This is a genomic window from Flintibacter sp. (genome assembly GCF_046973065.1).
The window spans coordinates 37,805-51,093 of sequence record NZ_JBKVXZ010000021.1; the positions used below are offsets into that span (position 1 = coordinate 37,805).

Below are 13,289 nucleotides of genomic sequence, written 5' to 3' on the forward strand. Positions count from 1 at the left end.
AAAGTGAATTTTATTACATTTTTTTGAAAGTATAAAAACCCGGCCCCTCCCAGATGGGAGGAGCCGGGTTCGAGCGGATTTAATCAGTGGGGATCTGGATTAGAAGATACCCTGAGCCATCATGGCGTCAGCAACCTTCTGGAAGCCCACGATGTTGGCGCCGGCGACCAGGTCATAGCCCAGGCCATAGCGCTCAGCGACCTCAACAGAGGAGTGATAGATGTTCTTCATGATGCCCTTCAGCTTGGCGTCGACTTCCTCAGCGGTCCAGTACAGACGCTCGGCGTTCTGAGCCATCTCCAGCTCGGACACGGACACGCCACCGGCGTTAACAGCCTTGGAGGGAGCAACGACCATGTGCTTCTGCTCCTTCAGGAACTCCAGAGCCTCGTTGGTGGTGGGCATGTTAGCGACCTCGATGTAGTACTTCACGCCGGACTCAGCGATCTTCTTGGCCCAATCCAGGTTGACGTCGTTCTGGGTGGCAGCGGGCATATAGATGTCCACGTCCTTGACGCCCCAGCACTTCTCACCGGGAACGAACTCGCAGTCGAACTTCTCAGCGTAGGGCTTGCAGTGCATGGGATCCTTAGCACGCATCTCCAGGATGTAGTTCAGCTTCTCCTCGGTGCACACGCCATCGGGATCGTGGATGTAGCCGTCGGGGCCGGCGAAGTAGGTGACCTTGGCGCCCAGCTCAGCGGCCTTCTTCATGATGCCCCAGCCCACGTTGCCGTAGCCGGACATGGCGATGCGCTTGCCCTCGATGGACTCGCCGTCGTGAGCCAGAGCTTCGACCAGATAGTACACAGCGCCGTAGCCGGTAGCCTCGGGACGCAGGATGGAACCGCCGGTGGAAACAGCCTTGCCGGACAGAGCGCCGAACTCGGAAGCGCCCACGATGCGGCGATACTGGCCATACATGTAGCCGATCTCACGGCCGCCGCAGCCCAGGTCGCCGGCGGGGCAGTCGATGTCCTGGCCGATGTGGCGATACAGCTCGGTGATGAAGGCCTGGCAGAAACGCATGACCTCGGCGTCGCTCTTGCCGCGAGGATCGAAGTCGGAGCCGCCCTTGGCACCGCCGATGGGCAGACCGGTCATAGCATCCTTAAAGACCTGCTCAAAGCCCAGGAACTTGATGATGGACAGGTTAACGGAGGGGTCGAAGCGGATGCCGCCCTTGAAGGGGCCAAGAGCCGCGTTGTACTGCACGCGGTAGCCGCGGTTGACATGCCACTCGTGGTTGTCATCCTCCCAGGTCACGCGGAACTCGATGGCGCGCTCGGGCTCCACCATGCGCTCCAGCAGAGCGACCTTCTCATACTCGGGGTGAGCGTTGATAACGGGCTCCAGAGAGCTCAGGACCTCTTCCACAGTCTGCAGGAACTCAGGCTCGTTGGCGTTCTTCGCCTTGGTGTCGGCCAGAACTCTCTCAATGTACTTGTTCATCGCTACATTCCTCCTACGATAAAAATTTGTGGCTTATACCTTGAAAACTGACAGATTCCCTTCATTTCTTCGATCACGTTTGGAACAAACGTCCGGAAAAGGAAACCTATCACTTATCCTTATGTATAGCATAACATAAAACGCTGGGAAGTAAAGCAAATTTTTTGTGGATGTTACCACAACAAAATAGCTGTGGCTAGTTTTGATTTTCGCTCAATTTTACGGTAATCAAACAATTTGACCGTAATTTTAAACAAAAAATGGTTGAATTCCAAAAGTGAAATTCAACCATTTGTAAATGTCATAGAACTCGTCCCGTTTTGAATGACGTTTCTCTGTCAATCAAAGGCCAGTCCCAGGTAGGCGCGGCGCTCCCAGTTCCAGCGTTCTGCCCGGGCCGGATCCAGCCATTTGAGCATACCAAACTGCAAGTCGTCCCCGGGGCAGCGCCAAATTCCGGACCAGGCAGGCAGCAGACGGGGCAGCCAGGCCAGCAGCCGCTCCGCTGCCTCCGCCTCGCCCAGCACCTCCTTGGCCAGCAGCGAGCCGTCCTCCATCCCCTCGGCGCACAGCAGAGCCACTCCCGCTCCCGTATCCGCGGCGTACAGACCGCCCCCCGGCGTCAAGGCACAGGCTCCGGCCTGATAGGCCACCGCCTCCTCCCCCAGATCAATATGGGGTTTTCCGGCCAGAATGGACTCCCGCATCCCCTGATAGTGGAAAGGTGTCAGCTTGCCCAGAGCAAAGGGCGGCTCTCCCTCCGGTCCCGGACCGGGCTGGGTACGGTGCTCCGTATGGGTAAAGCACTCCCGAAAGCCGTTGGAACCAAAAAAGTTGTGCAGGGAGGGCTCAGCAGGCACCGTGGTCACCGCCGGGATCCCCAAGGCGCGGAAATGGTCGTCCGCCCAGGCAAGCAGCCGCCCGGCCATCCCCTTCCCCCGGCAGTCGGGGTGGGTAGCCACAGCGTAGAGGTAGGCCGCCCGGAAGCTGCCTTCCTCCGGCACCACAAAGGCGGTATCAAACCAGGCGGTCATGGCCTGGACCACACCGTCCTCCTCCAGCACCAGCATCCGCTCCGGTTTATAATAGGTATCAAAAAAGTTGTCCACGTAGGCCCCGTCATCTCCAAAGGCCAAATACCACAGCTCACGCAGCCGGGGGATATCCTGGACCACAGAACAGCGCAGTCTCTCCATCGCCTCTTCCTCCTTATTATATAATGGTATAAAAACGGGCGGCAGATTTCTGCCGCCCAAATCAGGATGTGTTGTTACAGCTGGGGGTATACGTCGCTCTTCCGGGGCATCACGATGGCGCACAGGATATACGCCCACAGCCCAAAGGAGGCCATGCACCCGGCGATCACCCAGCCCACCCGCACCAGGGTGGGGTCGATGCCGAAGTACTCCGCCATTCCGCCGCATACACCGCAGATCATCTTATCGCCATTCTCGGTCTTATAAAGCCGTTTATCCATAACCAATTCTCCTTCCGTACGATTTGTACTCTGTTCTCCTATATCATACGACGGGAAGGATAAAAAAGTGATGGGGACAAGATGAAAAAAGCATTAAGTTTTATTTCTTACCCGGCTCCAGCTCCCCCTGGGCGTTGAGGTGGACATACTGGATGTTGTTTCCGGTGTTCTTCTGGATATCGTCCAGGCGGATGCCCTCGGTGATGTTGGACACCAGAGAGAAGGCCACGCCGTGGCGCTTGGCACGACCGGTACGGCCAATGCGGTGGATATAGTACTCATTCTCGTCGGGCACATCGTAGTTGAACACCGCGTCTACATCGTCGATGTCCAGACCCCGGGCCGCCACATCGGTGGCCGCCAGCACCCGCAGCTGTCCCTCCCGGAATTTCTGGAGGGTCTTCTCCCGCACCCGCTGCTGGATGTCACCGTGGATGGCCTCGCAGGTGATGTGGCGCATCCGCAGCAGACCGGCCAGGCGGTCGGTCATATTTTTGGTGTTGCAGAAAGCGATGACCCGGTCATAGCCGCCCATCTCCATCAGGCACACCATGGTGTCCACCTTCTCGTTGCGCTCCACATCCAGGCGGTACTGGGTGATGTCGGGCTTGTTCTCCTCGTCGGCCCGGACGGTGATCTCCACCGGGTCACGCTGGTACACCCAGGAGATATCCATGACCTCCCGGGAGATGGTGGCGGAAAAGAGTCCCAGGTTGCGCCGCTTGGGCATCAGATCCAGGATGCGGGTCACGTCCTTGATAAAGCCCATGTCCAGCATCCGGTCGGCCTCGTCCAGCACCACGGTCTGCACCTTATCCAGGCGGACGGTGCGCCGCTTCACGTGGTCCATCAGCCGTCCCGGAGTGGCCACCACGATCTGGGGGTCCTTCTTCAGCTGGGTGATCTGCTTGTCGATGGGCTGGCCGCCGTACAGGCACACGGTACGCACGCCCTCCTTGAAGGCGCACAGGTCCCGCAGCTCGTCCCGGATCTGGATGGCCAGCTCCCGGGTGGGGGCCAGCACCAGGCCCTGCACGTCCCGGCTCTCCGGGTCGATGTGCTCCACCATGGGGATGCCGAAGGCAAAGGTCTTGCCGGTTCCGGTGGGCGCCTTGGCGATCACATCCTTATACTCCATAAAATAAGGAATGGAGCCACCCTGTACCGGGGTGGCCTGTACATAGCCCTTCTTGTCAATGGCCCGCATCAGCTCCGGGCTGAGCCCCAGGTCGGCATAGCGAACCTGGTCGTTTACGATCTCGCCGTTAATTTCCATGGTCTGTTTCCTTTCTTTCCGTGTGGTGATCCAAGGCCCTCCCAACCCACACAGTCTGTGCGGAAACGCCCGTGTTCCGGCGCGGCCCCGAATCCGGCAGGGAGCACGCTCCCCACCTCTTACTTTTTCACTCTTACCGCTTCCCTTAAGAAGCGGCATTACATTTTATTATAGTCGCCCTTTTCCCCCTTGTCCACCAATATTTTACCCAAATACACCCGCTTATCCCCAATTTTCCTACTTTCCACAGGAAATCCTTTCGTTCCACAACTGTCTTCTTTACTCCCGGAGCGTTTTGCGGTACAATGTAAGCTACGTAAAACGGCCCTGCAGGGCCGGGAGAGGAGGAGCACCCATGACTCAGAGCCTGCTGCCCGGCAGTGTGCTGGCCCTGCCCGACCAGGCGGTCCAGCGACTGATCAAATTGGATAACGGCGACGCCGCCCTGCTGTACTTACATCTGCTGCGCCGCAACGGCCTGGAGGGGCTCCCCTGGCCGGTGGAGCGCAAACAGGCCGCCCTGGAGGCTCTTCAAAGTCAGGGCATGGCCCCCCGGGAACTCTCCTCCGTCCCCGCCGCTCCCATCCCCGAGCCCGCGCCCCCGGAGTACGCCCTGGAGGACATCACCACCGCTCTCAGCGACAAGGCCTCCACCTTCCCCGCCCTGTGCGACGAGGTGGAGCGGCGGCTGGGCAAGAAGCTCACCGCCAACGATCTGAAAATCCTCTACACCCTCTACGACTATCTGGCCCTGCCCACCGAGGTCATCTTCCTGCTGGTGGGCTGGTGCATTGAGGAGATGGAGCGCAAGTACGGCCCCGGCCGCCGCCCCTTCCTCTCCCAGATCCGCAAAGAGGGGTTTGCCTGGGCCCGGCAGGGCATCGACACGGTGGAGGCCGCCGAGCGTCACCTCCAGACCCTGGCCCGGCTTCGCGGCCGCGGCGCCGAGGTACTGCGGCTGCTGGACATCCCGCCCCGGCCTCTGGTGGAGCGGGAGAAGAACTACATCGCCGCCTGGGACGCCATGGGCTTCGACGACGGCGCTCTGCGTGCGGCCTACGAGCGCACCATCATGAAAAAGCAGTCCATGGACTGGAGCTACATGAACGGTATCCTTCGCCGCTGGCACGAGAAGGGGCTGCACACCCTGGCCGCCATCCAGGCGGGAGACCGGGATCCCCGGCCGGTGCAGGCCGCTCCCGCTCCCTCCCCGGCTCAGGCCGACCGGGAGGCCCAGCAGGCCCGGGAGGACATGGAGCGCATGCGCCGCCTGATGGAGCAGATGAAAAAGGAGGGCTAGTAAATGGCATACGACGCCAACGTGCTGCACCGGGCCACCGCCCGGCTGGAGGAGAACAAGCGCCGCCGGGAGGACCAGCGGGAGCAGCTGCGGCAGCAGCTCTACGCCCGTGAGCCCCGTCTGGCCAAGCTGGACCGCCAGCTCCAGGGCACCATGGCCCAGCTGGTGGCCGCCTCTTTACGCAAGGGAGAGGACGCGGGAGCTGCGGTGCGGGCCATCCGGGACAAAAACCTGGACATCCAGCAGGAGCGGGCGGTCCTGCTGGGCGCTATGGGCCTGCCCGAGGACGCCCTGGACCCCAAGCCCGCCTGTCCTTTGTGCAATGACACCGGCTGGCGTGGAGCACAGATGTGCCAGTGCTTAAAGGAGCTGTGCACCCAGGAGCAGATCCAGGAGCTGTCCAAACTGCTGGACCTGGGGGAGCAGTCCTTTGACACCTTCCGTCTGGACTATTACAGCCAGACCCCCTGGCCCGGTCGGGGCACCTCTCCCCGTTCCAACATGGATTTGGTATACGAGGTCTGTCTCAACTACGCTCAGAAGTTTGGCCGCTTTGCCATCAAAAACCTGTTTCTCACCGGAGCGCCCGGCCTGGGCAAGACCTTCCTGTCCGCCTGCATCGCCCGCAGCGTCTCGGAGCAGGGGTTCTCGGTGGTCTACGACACGGCGGGCAATATCTTTTCCCAGTTTGAGACCCGCAAGTTCCAGCGGGACACCCAGGGGGTGCAGGAGGCCCGGGACGAGACCCGGCGCTACCTCACCTGCGACCTGCTGATTTTGGACGACCTGGGCAGCGAGCTCACCACCCAGTTTGTCCAGTCCGCTCTCTACGAGCTGCTCAACACCCGCCTGGTGGGCGAGAAGCATACCGTCATCTCCTCCAACCTCACTATGGAGGAGGCCGCCCGGCGCTACTCCCCCCAGATCGCATCCCGCCTGATGGGAGAGTACCACGTACTCCACTTCTTCGGCGATGACATCCGTCTGCTGAAGAAAAACCAGTTTTAAGGCCCAAAAACCTCCATGCAACCGAAAGTTTACGACGAGATCGGCAAATGCAACCTCAATTTGGTTCCGGTTGCGCCGCTGTTCTGGTAAGCTGGAGCCACCTTGAAAGGAGGATCTCGCCATGAGCTTTGGTGAAAACCTGCAATTCTACCGCGCCCGGGAGGGCCTGACCCAGGAGGAGCTAGCCGAGCGGCTGGAGGTATCCCGCCAGTCAGTGAGCAAGTGGGAATCTAATACCAGCTTTCCCGAAATGGAGAAGCTGATGACCCTATGCAGCCTATTCCAGACCGATCTGGACACCCTGGTGCGGGGAGACGCTTAGGCGGCATGCCAGGAGGACACCGTCGGCTACGACCGACACATGAATGCCTTTTCCAATGCAGTGGCCATAGGAGTAGGGTTGATTCTCCTGGGGGTCGCCGCGGCTCTGAGTCTATATGGTTTGGCTGGCATACCCGATACCTGGTGCGGGGCAGTAATCCTGTCCGCCATTGCCGTGGCAGTGGCTATCCTGGTGGTGGCCTTTATAAATCACGACCACTTTGCCCAGCAGCATCCCACCCTGCCCCAGATCTATACCCCCGCCCAGTGGGAGGTCTACGCCCGCCGCTTTCCCTACCTCATAGCCCTGCCCATTGCCGCTATTATCATCGGTGTGGTGTGGCTGATGCTTCTCTCCTCCTGGGCCGAGGCGGGCGGCGACCGCCGGGAGGCCGCCTTGGTCTCTGTCTTCCTGCTGGACCTTGCCCTGTCTGTCTCGGTGCTGGTATGGGCAGGCATGCGCATGGAGAAGTATGAGATTGAAAACTGGAACCGGGAGCATGACCCCAGGCCCCAGGCCAAGGCCCGGCGTAAGAAAATTGACCGAATCTGCGGGGCCATTATGCTGGTAGCCACCATTCTCTTTCTGGCCGTCGGTTTTGGTTGGATGGCCCTGGTCAACGATTATAAAAACTACCTCGGCTGGCGCTGGGGCTGGATCGTCTACCCTATCGCCGGAGTGCTGTGTGCCCTGGTCAGCCATCTCATGGATAATGGGGATGAAGAAGAATAAAGGCAGGAAGCCCTCCACCAGGTGGAGGGCTTCCTTTTTCTGAAAAAACGCAAAAAAATCTTGACCTTCCCCCTTGTGGAAGGTATACACTGAAGGAGCAAAGGGGGAACAACCTGTGAAAATCAATGAGGTGGAAGCCCAGGTGGGCATCACCAAAAAGAACATTCGCTTCTACGAGGAGCAGGGACTCATCGCCCCCCGGCGCAACAGCGAAAATGGCTACCGGGAGTACGGCCCTCGGGAGGTGGACCAGCTGCGGCAGGTAAAGCTGCTGCGCAAGCTGGGCGTCCCTCTGGAGGAGATTCGGAAGATGCAGTCGGGTACCCACACCGTGGGCGATGGCATGCGCCGCCATCTGGTCACCTTGGAGCGGGATAAGAAAAATCTGGAGCAGTCCATCCAGCTCTGCCGCACTCTCAGCGACCGGAACGAGCGGCTGGACGACCTGGACGCCGCCGCGCTGCTGGAACAGATGGACCGTCTGGAGCGGGAGGGCACCACCTTCCTCAACAAACAGGTGGAGGACACCAAGCGTCTGCGGTATATCGCCCCGGCGGTAGTCACGGTACTCACGGTGGCTCTGATGGCAGGGCTTATGGCCCTGATGATCTGGGGCTTTACCATTGACGCGGAGGAAGCTCCGCCCCTGCCCCTGGTGGTAGTTCTGGTGGCTATTCCCGGCGTGATCATTCTGGGCGTCCTGCTGGCTCTCATCCAGCGGGTGCAGGAAATTGAGAAAGGAGAGGTGGACGATGCGAAAAAGTACTAAGGGCCGCGGCCCGGTCATTGTCGCGGCGTTGGGAACCGTTGTGGTGGCGCTGCTGTTTTTCGGCTCCCTTCTCTGGGTCATGCTGGAGGAGGAACCCATCCCCGCTGTCATCGGGATCATGGTCGTGTACGGCCTGCTGGCCGTGGCCATTGTAGCGGGTGTGCTGTACGCCATGGTGCAGCGTCTGCGGGAGATTCAAGGAGGCGAGGAAGATGAAGCGCGAAAGTACTGAGGCCCGTCAGGCCCGGCGCAAGCGGGACGCGGTGCGTGGGATCTTGTTTTTTGCCATGCTGCAGATCATTACCTCGGTAGCCTGCGCCTCTCTGTGCTTTATTCCCGGCATGCCCCGGTGGGCCATCATATTGTGTCTGGTCCTGGCCATCCTGTGTCTGGCCCTGATTATCCCCGCCCTGTTTGTGTTAAAAAGCAGATTCAAAGAAATCGAAGGAGGAGAATTAGATGCTGCTGGTAAATATTGATTACATTCCCGGAAAGGAATTCGAGGTGCTTGGTATTGTAAAGGGCACCGTGGTCCAGTCCAAGAACTTTGGCAAAGACTTCATGGCTGGCATGAAAACCTTGGTGGGCGGCGAGATTACCGGCTACACTGAAATGCTCAACGAGGCCCGTCAGATCGCGGTCAAGCGCATGGTGGATGAGGCCGAGGCCCTGGGTGCTGACGCTATCATTAACATCCGCTACGGCTCCTCTTCTGTGATGCAGGGCGCCGCCGAGGTCATCGCCTACGGCACCGCCGTCCGTTACACGCTTTCTTGAAAGAAAGCTTAGCAAAGAACTTCCTGCGAAACTTCGTTTCGCCCCGTTGATACTGCCGCTTTCTTGAAAGAAAGCTTGGCAAAGAACTTCCCGCGAAACTTCGTTTTGCCCCGTTGATACTGCCGCTTTCTTGAAAGAAAGCTTGGCAAAGAACTTCCTGCGAAACTTCGTTTCGCCTCGTTGATACTGCCCCAGCCCTCCTGCAAGGAGTTCCGCCGCCGCAGCGGCGGAATAAAATAAAATCCCATCATTTCCGGGGGCGTGTACCTCGGAAATGATACTTCTCGCCCAAGGCAGGCTGACTTTTCCGCAAGGAATCGAGGCCTGTCTTGGGTGCAATTTTCTCAACAAAGTGCTTGTCACTTTGTTGAGAAGAAAAAAGGAGACTGCCAACTGATAAGCCCCATAGGTACACAATGTGGACCTATGGGGCTTAATGCTGTGTATGGGGAAAACAGGGGATGTGGAACACCACATCCCCTGTTTTTTGCTCATAATGCATTTTTAGATAACGAACAAAGCTTCGAGTTTGGATAATGACAAAAAAGCAAATATTGTAGTGGCTTTTCAGATGACCTGTGGTATGGTGTCTTGCTGCAAGGAGGTAGGACACATGAACGACGCTCTGAAACAGCTCTACAACAGATTTTACACGCCACTGCCTATGGTGGAAGCTGAGCAGGAAATTAAAGCTTGTCACAAGCAGTTCATCGAGCAATTGGAAAAATCAGAGAGAAAACTGGTGCTGCGGATCATGGATGCCCTGAGCTTGATTGCGAAGAGATCTCCGTGGATAGTTTCTTCTGTGGGTCAAATTGGCATGGGAATTGGCATACGAACTGAATCACTTTGAAACGGACAGGCATCTCTTTCCAGCGGAAGAAGCGGAGAGAGATGCCTGATTTTTATGCGGTCAGGCGTACAATGCTTTTGGGCGTATTGCCTTTTTTTCATCTCTGATCTTCTCCATTTTGAGCAGCAACATTCTCTGGACTTCTGGATCGTCTCTCGGTATTGTGTGTTTACAGCCAACAAAACAGAGAGGAGAAGAACACTATGGCACAAGTTCCCGTTACCAGATGCCAGTACTGCGGATCACAGGATATCGGTGAAGGCTGGCAGCACAGTGTAGCCCTGGTTACATTCAAGTATCACGGACTTCTGGGAAATCGCTTGAAATACCTGATTTGCCGCCGCTGCGGAGCGGTACTGTACCAGTGTGTAGCAGAACCTCACCGTTTCCCACAAGTAAGAAGATAACCTTAGAGTGCAGGAGGAGGGAATGCGATGAAGAAAGTATCGGAAGCGCATATCTTTCCTGTGCCAGTGGCAATCCTATCAATATGGTGTGCAAAGCCCACAGCGATATTTGCCGCTGTGGGCTTTGTTATCCACGGCTTCCTGTACAATAGCAGTATACAATGGGAGGATCGCTATGAAAAATTATCAGTTAACGCAACATCAAATCCAAGCGTATGCTCATTACCTTCTGGCGGAGGAAAAGAGCGGCGCAACCGTGGAGAAATATCTCCGGGACATCCGGTCATTTGCCTGCTGGCTTGATGGTCGTGATATCAGCAAGGAGTTAGCCTCAGAGTGGAAGTCCCACCTTGTGTCTCAAGACTATGCCCCGACCACAGTCAATGCTATGCTCTCTGCCCTGAACAGTTTACTGGAGTTTCTCGACCTGCAGGAGTGCCGGGTAAAGTTCCTGAAAATACAGCGCCGCCTGTTTCGGGATGCCAACCGTGAACTGACGAAGGAAGACTACCAGCGACTTTTGAACACGGCCTATCAATTAGGGCGGGAACGGCTGGGCCTTCTGGTGGAAACCATTGGAGCCACCGGTATCCGGGTCAGCGAAGTACCATATATCACGGTGGAAGCTGTTCAACAGGGCAAGGCAGAAATCGCCCTCAAAGGTAAGATCCGCACCATCCTGCTCCCCGGAAAACTCTGCCGCAAACTGCTGAAGTACGCGAAAAAACAGAAAACCGCTTCCGGCGCAATCTTTCGCACCAAAAGCGGAAAAGAACTTGGCCGCCGACAGATATGGGCGGAACTGAAAGGGCTGTGCAAGTATGCGGGTGTGGAGCCGGGAAAAGTATTCCCTCATAACCTGCGGCACCTGTTTGCCACAGTTTTCTACCGTGCCTGCCGGGATATTGCCAAGCTGGCCGACCTGCTGGGCCACAGCAACATCGAAACCACACGCATCTACCTAGTTTCCTCTGGCGTGGAGCATCGGCAACAGATTGACCGACTGGGGCTGGTGTCATAGTCACAGAATCGACATTCTGTCCCACTGTCGACTACATACCGGAATATATACGCCGTTATTATAGCAGGTGTGAAAATCAAAAGCAAGGTATATTCAAGATTTTGAGCACAAAAATATAGGTCGCAGGCATAATTTGCATTTGCGGCCTGGATTTCTGCGTTCTTTTGCCCGCTTTCTACGAGAAAGACGGGCAATTTTTTGTGCCCATCTTTTTATTTGAAGCGAAAAGACGCAAGGAACTATTCAGAATGTCGATTCTGCCTAAAAGGGGGACTGGCCATGCGTGAGAGCCTGTACGACTTCTGCATACGGGAAAGACGGCAAGAACTGCTGGAGCAATGGGTAGTAGATACAAATTTGCCCATCACGCCGACCTGCATCTGCCGCGGCAGCAAACGCAAAGTCTGGTGGCAGTGCGAAAAAGGCCATCGCTGGCAGGCCGCAGTATACACCAGAACGGGCGGCGGAACCGGCTGTCCGGTCTGCACCGGTAAGGTTGCGCAGTCAGGAGAAAACGATATGGCCACACTATTTCCTGACCTGATTTGCCAGTGGCACCCAACGCGAAACAGTAACATTGATCCAGCCCGGGTTTTGCCCGGCAGCCATCGGATGGTCTGGTGGATATGCGAAAAGGGACACGAGTGGCGAGCACAGGTCAAATCCCGTGTGGTCGGCTGTGGTTGCCCGGTGTGTGCGAACCGAGAGATCCACTCCAATGAAAACGATCTGGCATCACAGTACCCCGTGCTCGCTGCTCAGTGGGATATGGATAAAAACGGAAACCTTACTCCTGATTCCGTCGTGCCGGGTACCAGACGAAAGGTGTGGTGGATCTGTAAGAAAGGCCATAAGTGGCAGGCTACGGTAGCATCCCGGGTATCCGGAAGCGGTTGCCCGGTGTGCAGCGGAAAAACAGTGCTGCCGGGTGAAAATGATTTGGCAAGTCAATTTCCTGTTATTGCGGCCCAGTGGAATTCGGAAAAAAACGGCAAGCTATCACCACAACAGGTCACGCCAAATTCCAACCGTAAAGTCTGGTGGCGGTGTGAAAAGGGCCATGATTATGAGGCTGCTGTAGCAGCGCGTACCCGTGGAAGCGAATGTCCGTATTGTACCGGAAAAAAGGTGCTGCCAGGATTCAACGATCTGGCGACCCTGGAACCAAAAGTTGCCGCTCAATGGCATCCTAATCTCAATGGCGCCTTGACTCCTCAGATGGTCACGACCGGTTCTCACCGGAGAGCGTGGTGGCAGTGTGATTATGGCCATGTGTGGAAAGCCGTCGTTTATGCCCGGGCAGGATCGCAAAAATGCGGCTGCCCCGTCTGCGCCGGTGTGGCAAAACGGCGGCATGCGAACCTGGAATTGCCCGCGTCAAAGCCCCTTCATCAAGGCGCGGGACGACCCGTATTGTGACCCCTGCCCTGCGATCAGCAGGGCATCATATATCTGTATATCAAATGAAACAGGAAAGGGTGAGGAGGTACAGGAACATATCCAGCCCTGCCTCTGTCGGCCAGACAGGACAGGCCACCTGCAGCAAGGTGAAACGCCGTGGGGTCAGGAGCGTTTACTCCGGCGTATGGCAAATTTGCGGAAGCGCAAGGACTGCGGATCTCCATGTACCAGGTTTGAGAGAGCCGCCCGAGGGTTTCCGTGCGCGCGTAAGCGTAATTCTATAAAGGAGGAAACATTGATGAAAAGAAGATTGTCAGCAGTTTTGCTGATGCTCTGCCTGGTCATCGGACTGATGCCTGCGTCGGCGTTTGCCGCACCGGAAGCACGGCGTGTCAACGACACTGAGTTCCACCCTGATGGTTATGTGTATGTCGGCGTGAAGCCTGTCGCCGCGACCAAGGAAATCACCCTGAACATCTACGACATCGAGAACC

18 protein-coding genes are annotated in these 13,289 nt (G+C 57.2%); 13 read left to right on the plus strand and 5 right to left on the minus strand.

The features are described 5' to 3' along the window. Positions 1 to 99: 99 nt before the first annotated feature. The 4 genes from gdhA to ACLTXB_RS09275 form a co-directional block, all read right to left on the minus strand. On the minus strand, positions 100 to 1,452 hold the full coding sequence (gene gdhA / locus ACLTXB_RS09260) for an NADP-specific glutamate dehydrogenase (RefSeq protein WP_008981262.1): 1,353 nt from the start codon (positions 1,450 to 1,452) through the stop codon (positions 100 to 102). 338 nt (positions 1,453 to 1,790) lie between these two features. Next, the gene (locus ACLTXB_RS09265) at positions 1,791 to 2,648 is read right to left on the minus strand and encodes a GNAT family N-acetyltransferase (protein WP_428226758.1); all 858 of its coding nucleotides are present in this window, start codon (positions 2,646 to 2,648) and stop codon (positions 1,791 to 1,793) included. A gap of 74 nt (positions 2,649 to 2,722) precedes the next feature. Beyond that, positions 2,723 to 2,929: a PspC domain-containing protein gene (locus tag ACLTXB_RS09270; protein WP_008981260.1), complete on the minus strand. Its 207-nt coding sequence runs from the start codon at positions 2,927 to 2,929 to the stop codon at positions 2,723 to 2,725. A 100-nt stretch (positions 2,930 to 3,029) separates the two neighbouring features. Next, on the minus strand, positions 3,030 to 4,205 hold the full coding sequence (locus tag ACLTXB_RS09275) for a DEAD/DEAH box helicase (RefSeq protein WP_428226759.1): 1,176 nt from the start codon (positions 4,203 to 4,205) through the stop codon (positions 3,030 to 3,032). Between the two features lie 355 nt (positions 4,206 to 4,560). Between ACLTXB_RS09275 and ACLTXB_RS09280 the strand changes: the two genes are divergently transcribed. From ACLTXB_RS09280 to ACLTXB_RS09315, 8 genes are all read left to right on the plus strand, one after another. Further along, positions 4,561 to 5,505 (plus strand): DnaD domain protein, encoded by a 945-nt coding sequence (locus tag ACLTXB_RS09280; protein WP_428226760.1) that lies wholly within the window; start codon positions 4,561 to 4,563, stop codon positions 5,503 to 5,505. 3 nt (positions 5,506 to 5,508) lie between these two features. After that, the gene (locus ACLTXB_RS09285; protein WP_428226761.1) at positions 5,509 to 6,513 is read left to right on the plus strand and encodes an ATP-binding protein; all 1,005 of its coding nucleotides are present in this window, start codon (positions 5,509 to 5,511) and stop codon (positions 6,511 to 6,513) included. Between the two features lie 121 nt (positions 6,514 to 6,634). Then, complete coding sequence (locus ACLTXB_RS09290) at positions 6,635 to 6,835, plus strand: helix-turn-helix transcriptional regulator (RefSeq protein ID WP_428226762.1); 201 nt, start codon at positions 6,635 to 6,637, stop codon at positions 6,833 to 6,835. A 39-nt stretch (positions 6,836 to 6,874) separates the two neighbouring features. Beyond that, positions 6,875 to 7,567: a hypothetical protein gene (locus ACLTXB_RS09295; protein WP_428226763.1), complete on the plus strand. Its 693-nt coding sequence runs from the start codon at positions 6,875 to 6,877 to the stop codon at positions 7,565 to 7,567. A 115-nt stretch (positions 7,568 to 7,682) separates the two neighbouring features. Then, the gene (locus ACLTXB_RS09300; protein WP_428226764.1) at positions 7,683 to 8,336 is read left to right on the plus strand and encodes a MerR family transcriptional regulator; all 654 of its coding nucleotides are present in this window, start codon (positions 7,683 to 7,685) and stop codon (positions 8,334 to 8,336) included. Continuing rightward, entirely contained in the window at positions 8,320 to 8,568 is a 249-nt protein-coding gene (locus tag ACLTXB_RS09305) for a hypothetical protein (RefSeq protein WP_428226765.1), read from the plus strand. Before ACLTXB_RS09300 ends, ACLTXB_RS09305 begins: the two co-directional genes overlap by 17 nt. Beyond that, entirely contained in the window at positions 8,549 to 8,815 is a 267-nt protein-coding gene (locus ACLTXB_RS09310; protein WP_428226766.1) for a hypothetical protein, read from the plus strand. Before ACLTXB_RS09305 ends, ACLTXB_RS09310 begins: the two co-directional genes overlap by 20 nt. Beyond that, positions 8,796 to 9,113 carry a YbjQ family protein gene (locus ACLTXB_RS09315; RefSeq protein WP_110441905.1) on the plus strand — a complete coding sequence of 106 codons (318 nt, stop codon included), beginning with the start codon at positions 8,796 to 8,798 and terminating at the stop codon, positions 9,111 to 9,113. The genes ACLTXB_RS09310 and ACLTXB_RS09315 overlap by 20 nt, the downstream gene beginning before the upstream one ends. An 8-nt stretch (positions 9,114 to 9,121) precedes the next feature. Here ACLTXB_RS09315 and ACLTXB_RS09320 read toward each other — a convergent pair whose 3' ends face one another. Continuing rightward, on the minus strand, positions 9,122 to 9,364 hold the full coding sequence (locus ACLTXB_RS09320; RefSeq protein WP_428226767.1) for a hypothetical protein: 243 nt from the start codon (positions 9,362 to 9,364) through the stop codon (positions 9,122 to 9,124). A gap of 362 nt (positions 9,365 to 9,726) precedes the next feature. Here ACLTXB_RS09320 and ACLTXB_RS09325 point away from each other — a divergent pair, with 362 nt between their 5' ends. From ACLTXB_RS09325 to ACLTXB_RS09345, 5 genes are all read left to right on the plus strand, one after another. Then, positions 9,727 to 9,966 carry a hypothetical protein gene (locus tag ACLTXB_RS09325; RefSeq protein ID WP_298734070.1) on the plus strand — a complete coding sequence of 80 codons (240 nt, stop codon included), beginning with the start codon at positions 9,727 to 9,729 and terminating at the stop codon, positions 9,964 to 9,966. A gap of 434 nt (positions 9,967 to 10,400) precedes the next feature. Next, entirely contained in the window at positions 10,401 to 10,676 is a 276-nt protein-coding gene (locus tag ACLTXB_RS09330; protein ID WP_298734076.1) for a hypothetical protein, read from the plus strand. Beyond that, a complete protein-coding gene (locus ACLTXB_RS09335; protein WP_428226771.1) occupies positions 10,603 to 11,394 on the plus strand; it encodes a tyrosine-type recombinase/integrase in 792 nt (263 codons plus the stop codon). Before ACLTXB_RS09330 ends, ACLTXB_RS09335 begins: the two co-directional genes overlap by 74 nt. Positions 11,395 to 11,610: 216 nt before the next feature. Continuing rightward, positions 11,611 to 12,813: a zinc-ribbon domain-containing protein gene (locus tag ACLTXB_RS09340; protein ID WP_428226768.1), complete on the plus strand. Its 1,203-nt coding sequence runs from the start codon at positions 11,611 to 11,613 to the stop codon at positions 12,811 to 12,813. A 280-nt stretch (positions 12,814 to 13,093) separates the two neighbouring features. Continuing rightward, positions 13,094 to 13,289: hypothetical protein (locus tag ACLTXB_RS09345; protein WP_428226769.1), on the plus strand; the 196-nt coding region annotated here is incomplete at its 3' end.

Excerpts from the sequence above, each read along its gene's own strand:
- gdhA (WP_008981262.1), bottom strand. The coding sequence starts at position 1,452 with ATGAACAAGTACATTGAGAGAGTTCTGGCCGACACCAAGGCGAAGAAC.
- ACLTXB_RS09265 (WP_428226758.1), bottom strand. The coding sequence starts at position 2,648 with ATGGAGAGACTGCGCTGTTCTGTGGTCCAGGATATCCCCCGGCTGCGT.
- ACLTXB_RS09270 (WP_008981260.1), bottom strand. The coding sequence starts at position 2,929 with ATGGATAAACGGCTTTATAAGACCGAGAATGGCGATAAGATGATCTGC.
- ACLTXB_RS09275 (WP_428226759.1), bottom strand. The coding sequence starts at position 4,205 with ATGGAAATTAACGGCGAGATCGTAAACGACCAGGTTCGCTATGCCGAC.
- ACLTXB_RS09280 (WP_428226760.1), top strand. The coding sequence starts at position 4,561 with ATGACTCAGAGCCTGCTGCCCGGCAGTGTGCTGGCCCTGCCCGACCAG.
- ACLTXB_RS09285 (WP_428226761.1), top strand. The coding sequence starts at position 5,509 with ATGGCATACGACGCCAACGTGCTGCACCGGGCCACCGCCCGGCTGGAG.
- ACLTXB_RS09290 (WP_428226762.1), top strand. The coding sequence starts at position 6,635 with ATGAGCTTTGGTGAAAACCTGCAATTCTACCGCGCCCGGGAGGGCCTG.
- ACLTXB_RS09295 (WP_428226763.1), top strand. The coding sequence starts at position 6,875 with ATGAATGCCTTTTCCAATGCAGTGGCCATAGGAGTAGGGTTGATTCTC.
- ACLTXB_RS09305 (WP_428226765.1), top strand. The coding sequence starts at position 8,320 with ATGCGAAAAAGTACTAAGGGCCGCGGCCCGGTCATTGTCGCGGCGTTG.
- ACLTXB_RS09310 (WP_428226766.1), top strand. The coding sequence starts at position 8,549 with ATGAAGCGCGAAAGTACTGAGGCCCGTCAGGCCCGGCGCAAGCGGGAC.
- ACLTXB_RS09315 (WP_110441905.1), top strand. The coding sequence starts at position 8,796 with ATGCTGCTGGTAAATATTGATTACATTCCCGGAAAGGAATTCGAGGTG.
- ACLTXB_RS09320 (WP_428226767.1), bottom strand. The coding sequence starts at position 9,364 with ATGATGGGATTTTATTTTATTCCGCCGCTGCGGCGGCGGAACTCCTTG.
- ACLTXB_RS09325 (WP_298734070.1), top strand. The coding sequence starts at position 9,727 with ATGAACGACGCTCTGAAACAGCTCTACAACAGATTTTACACGCCACTG.
- ACLTXB_RS09330 (WP_298734076.1), top strand. The coding sequence starts at position 10,401 with ATGAAGAAAGTATCGGAAGCGCATATCTTTCCTGTGCCAGTGGCAATC.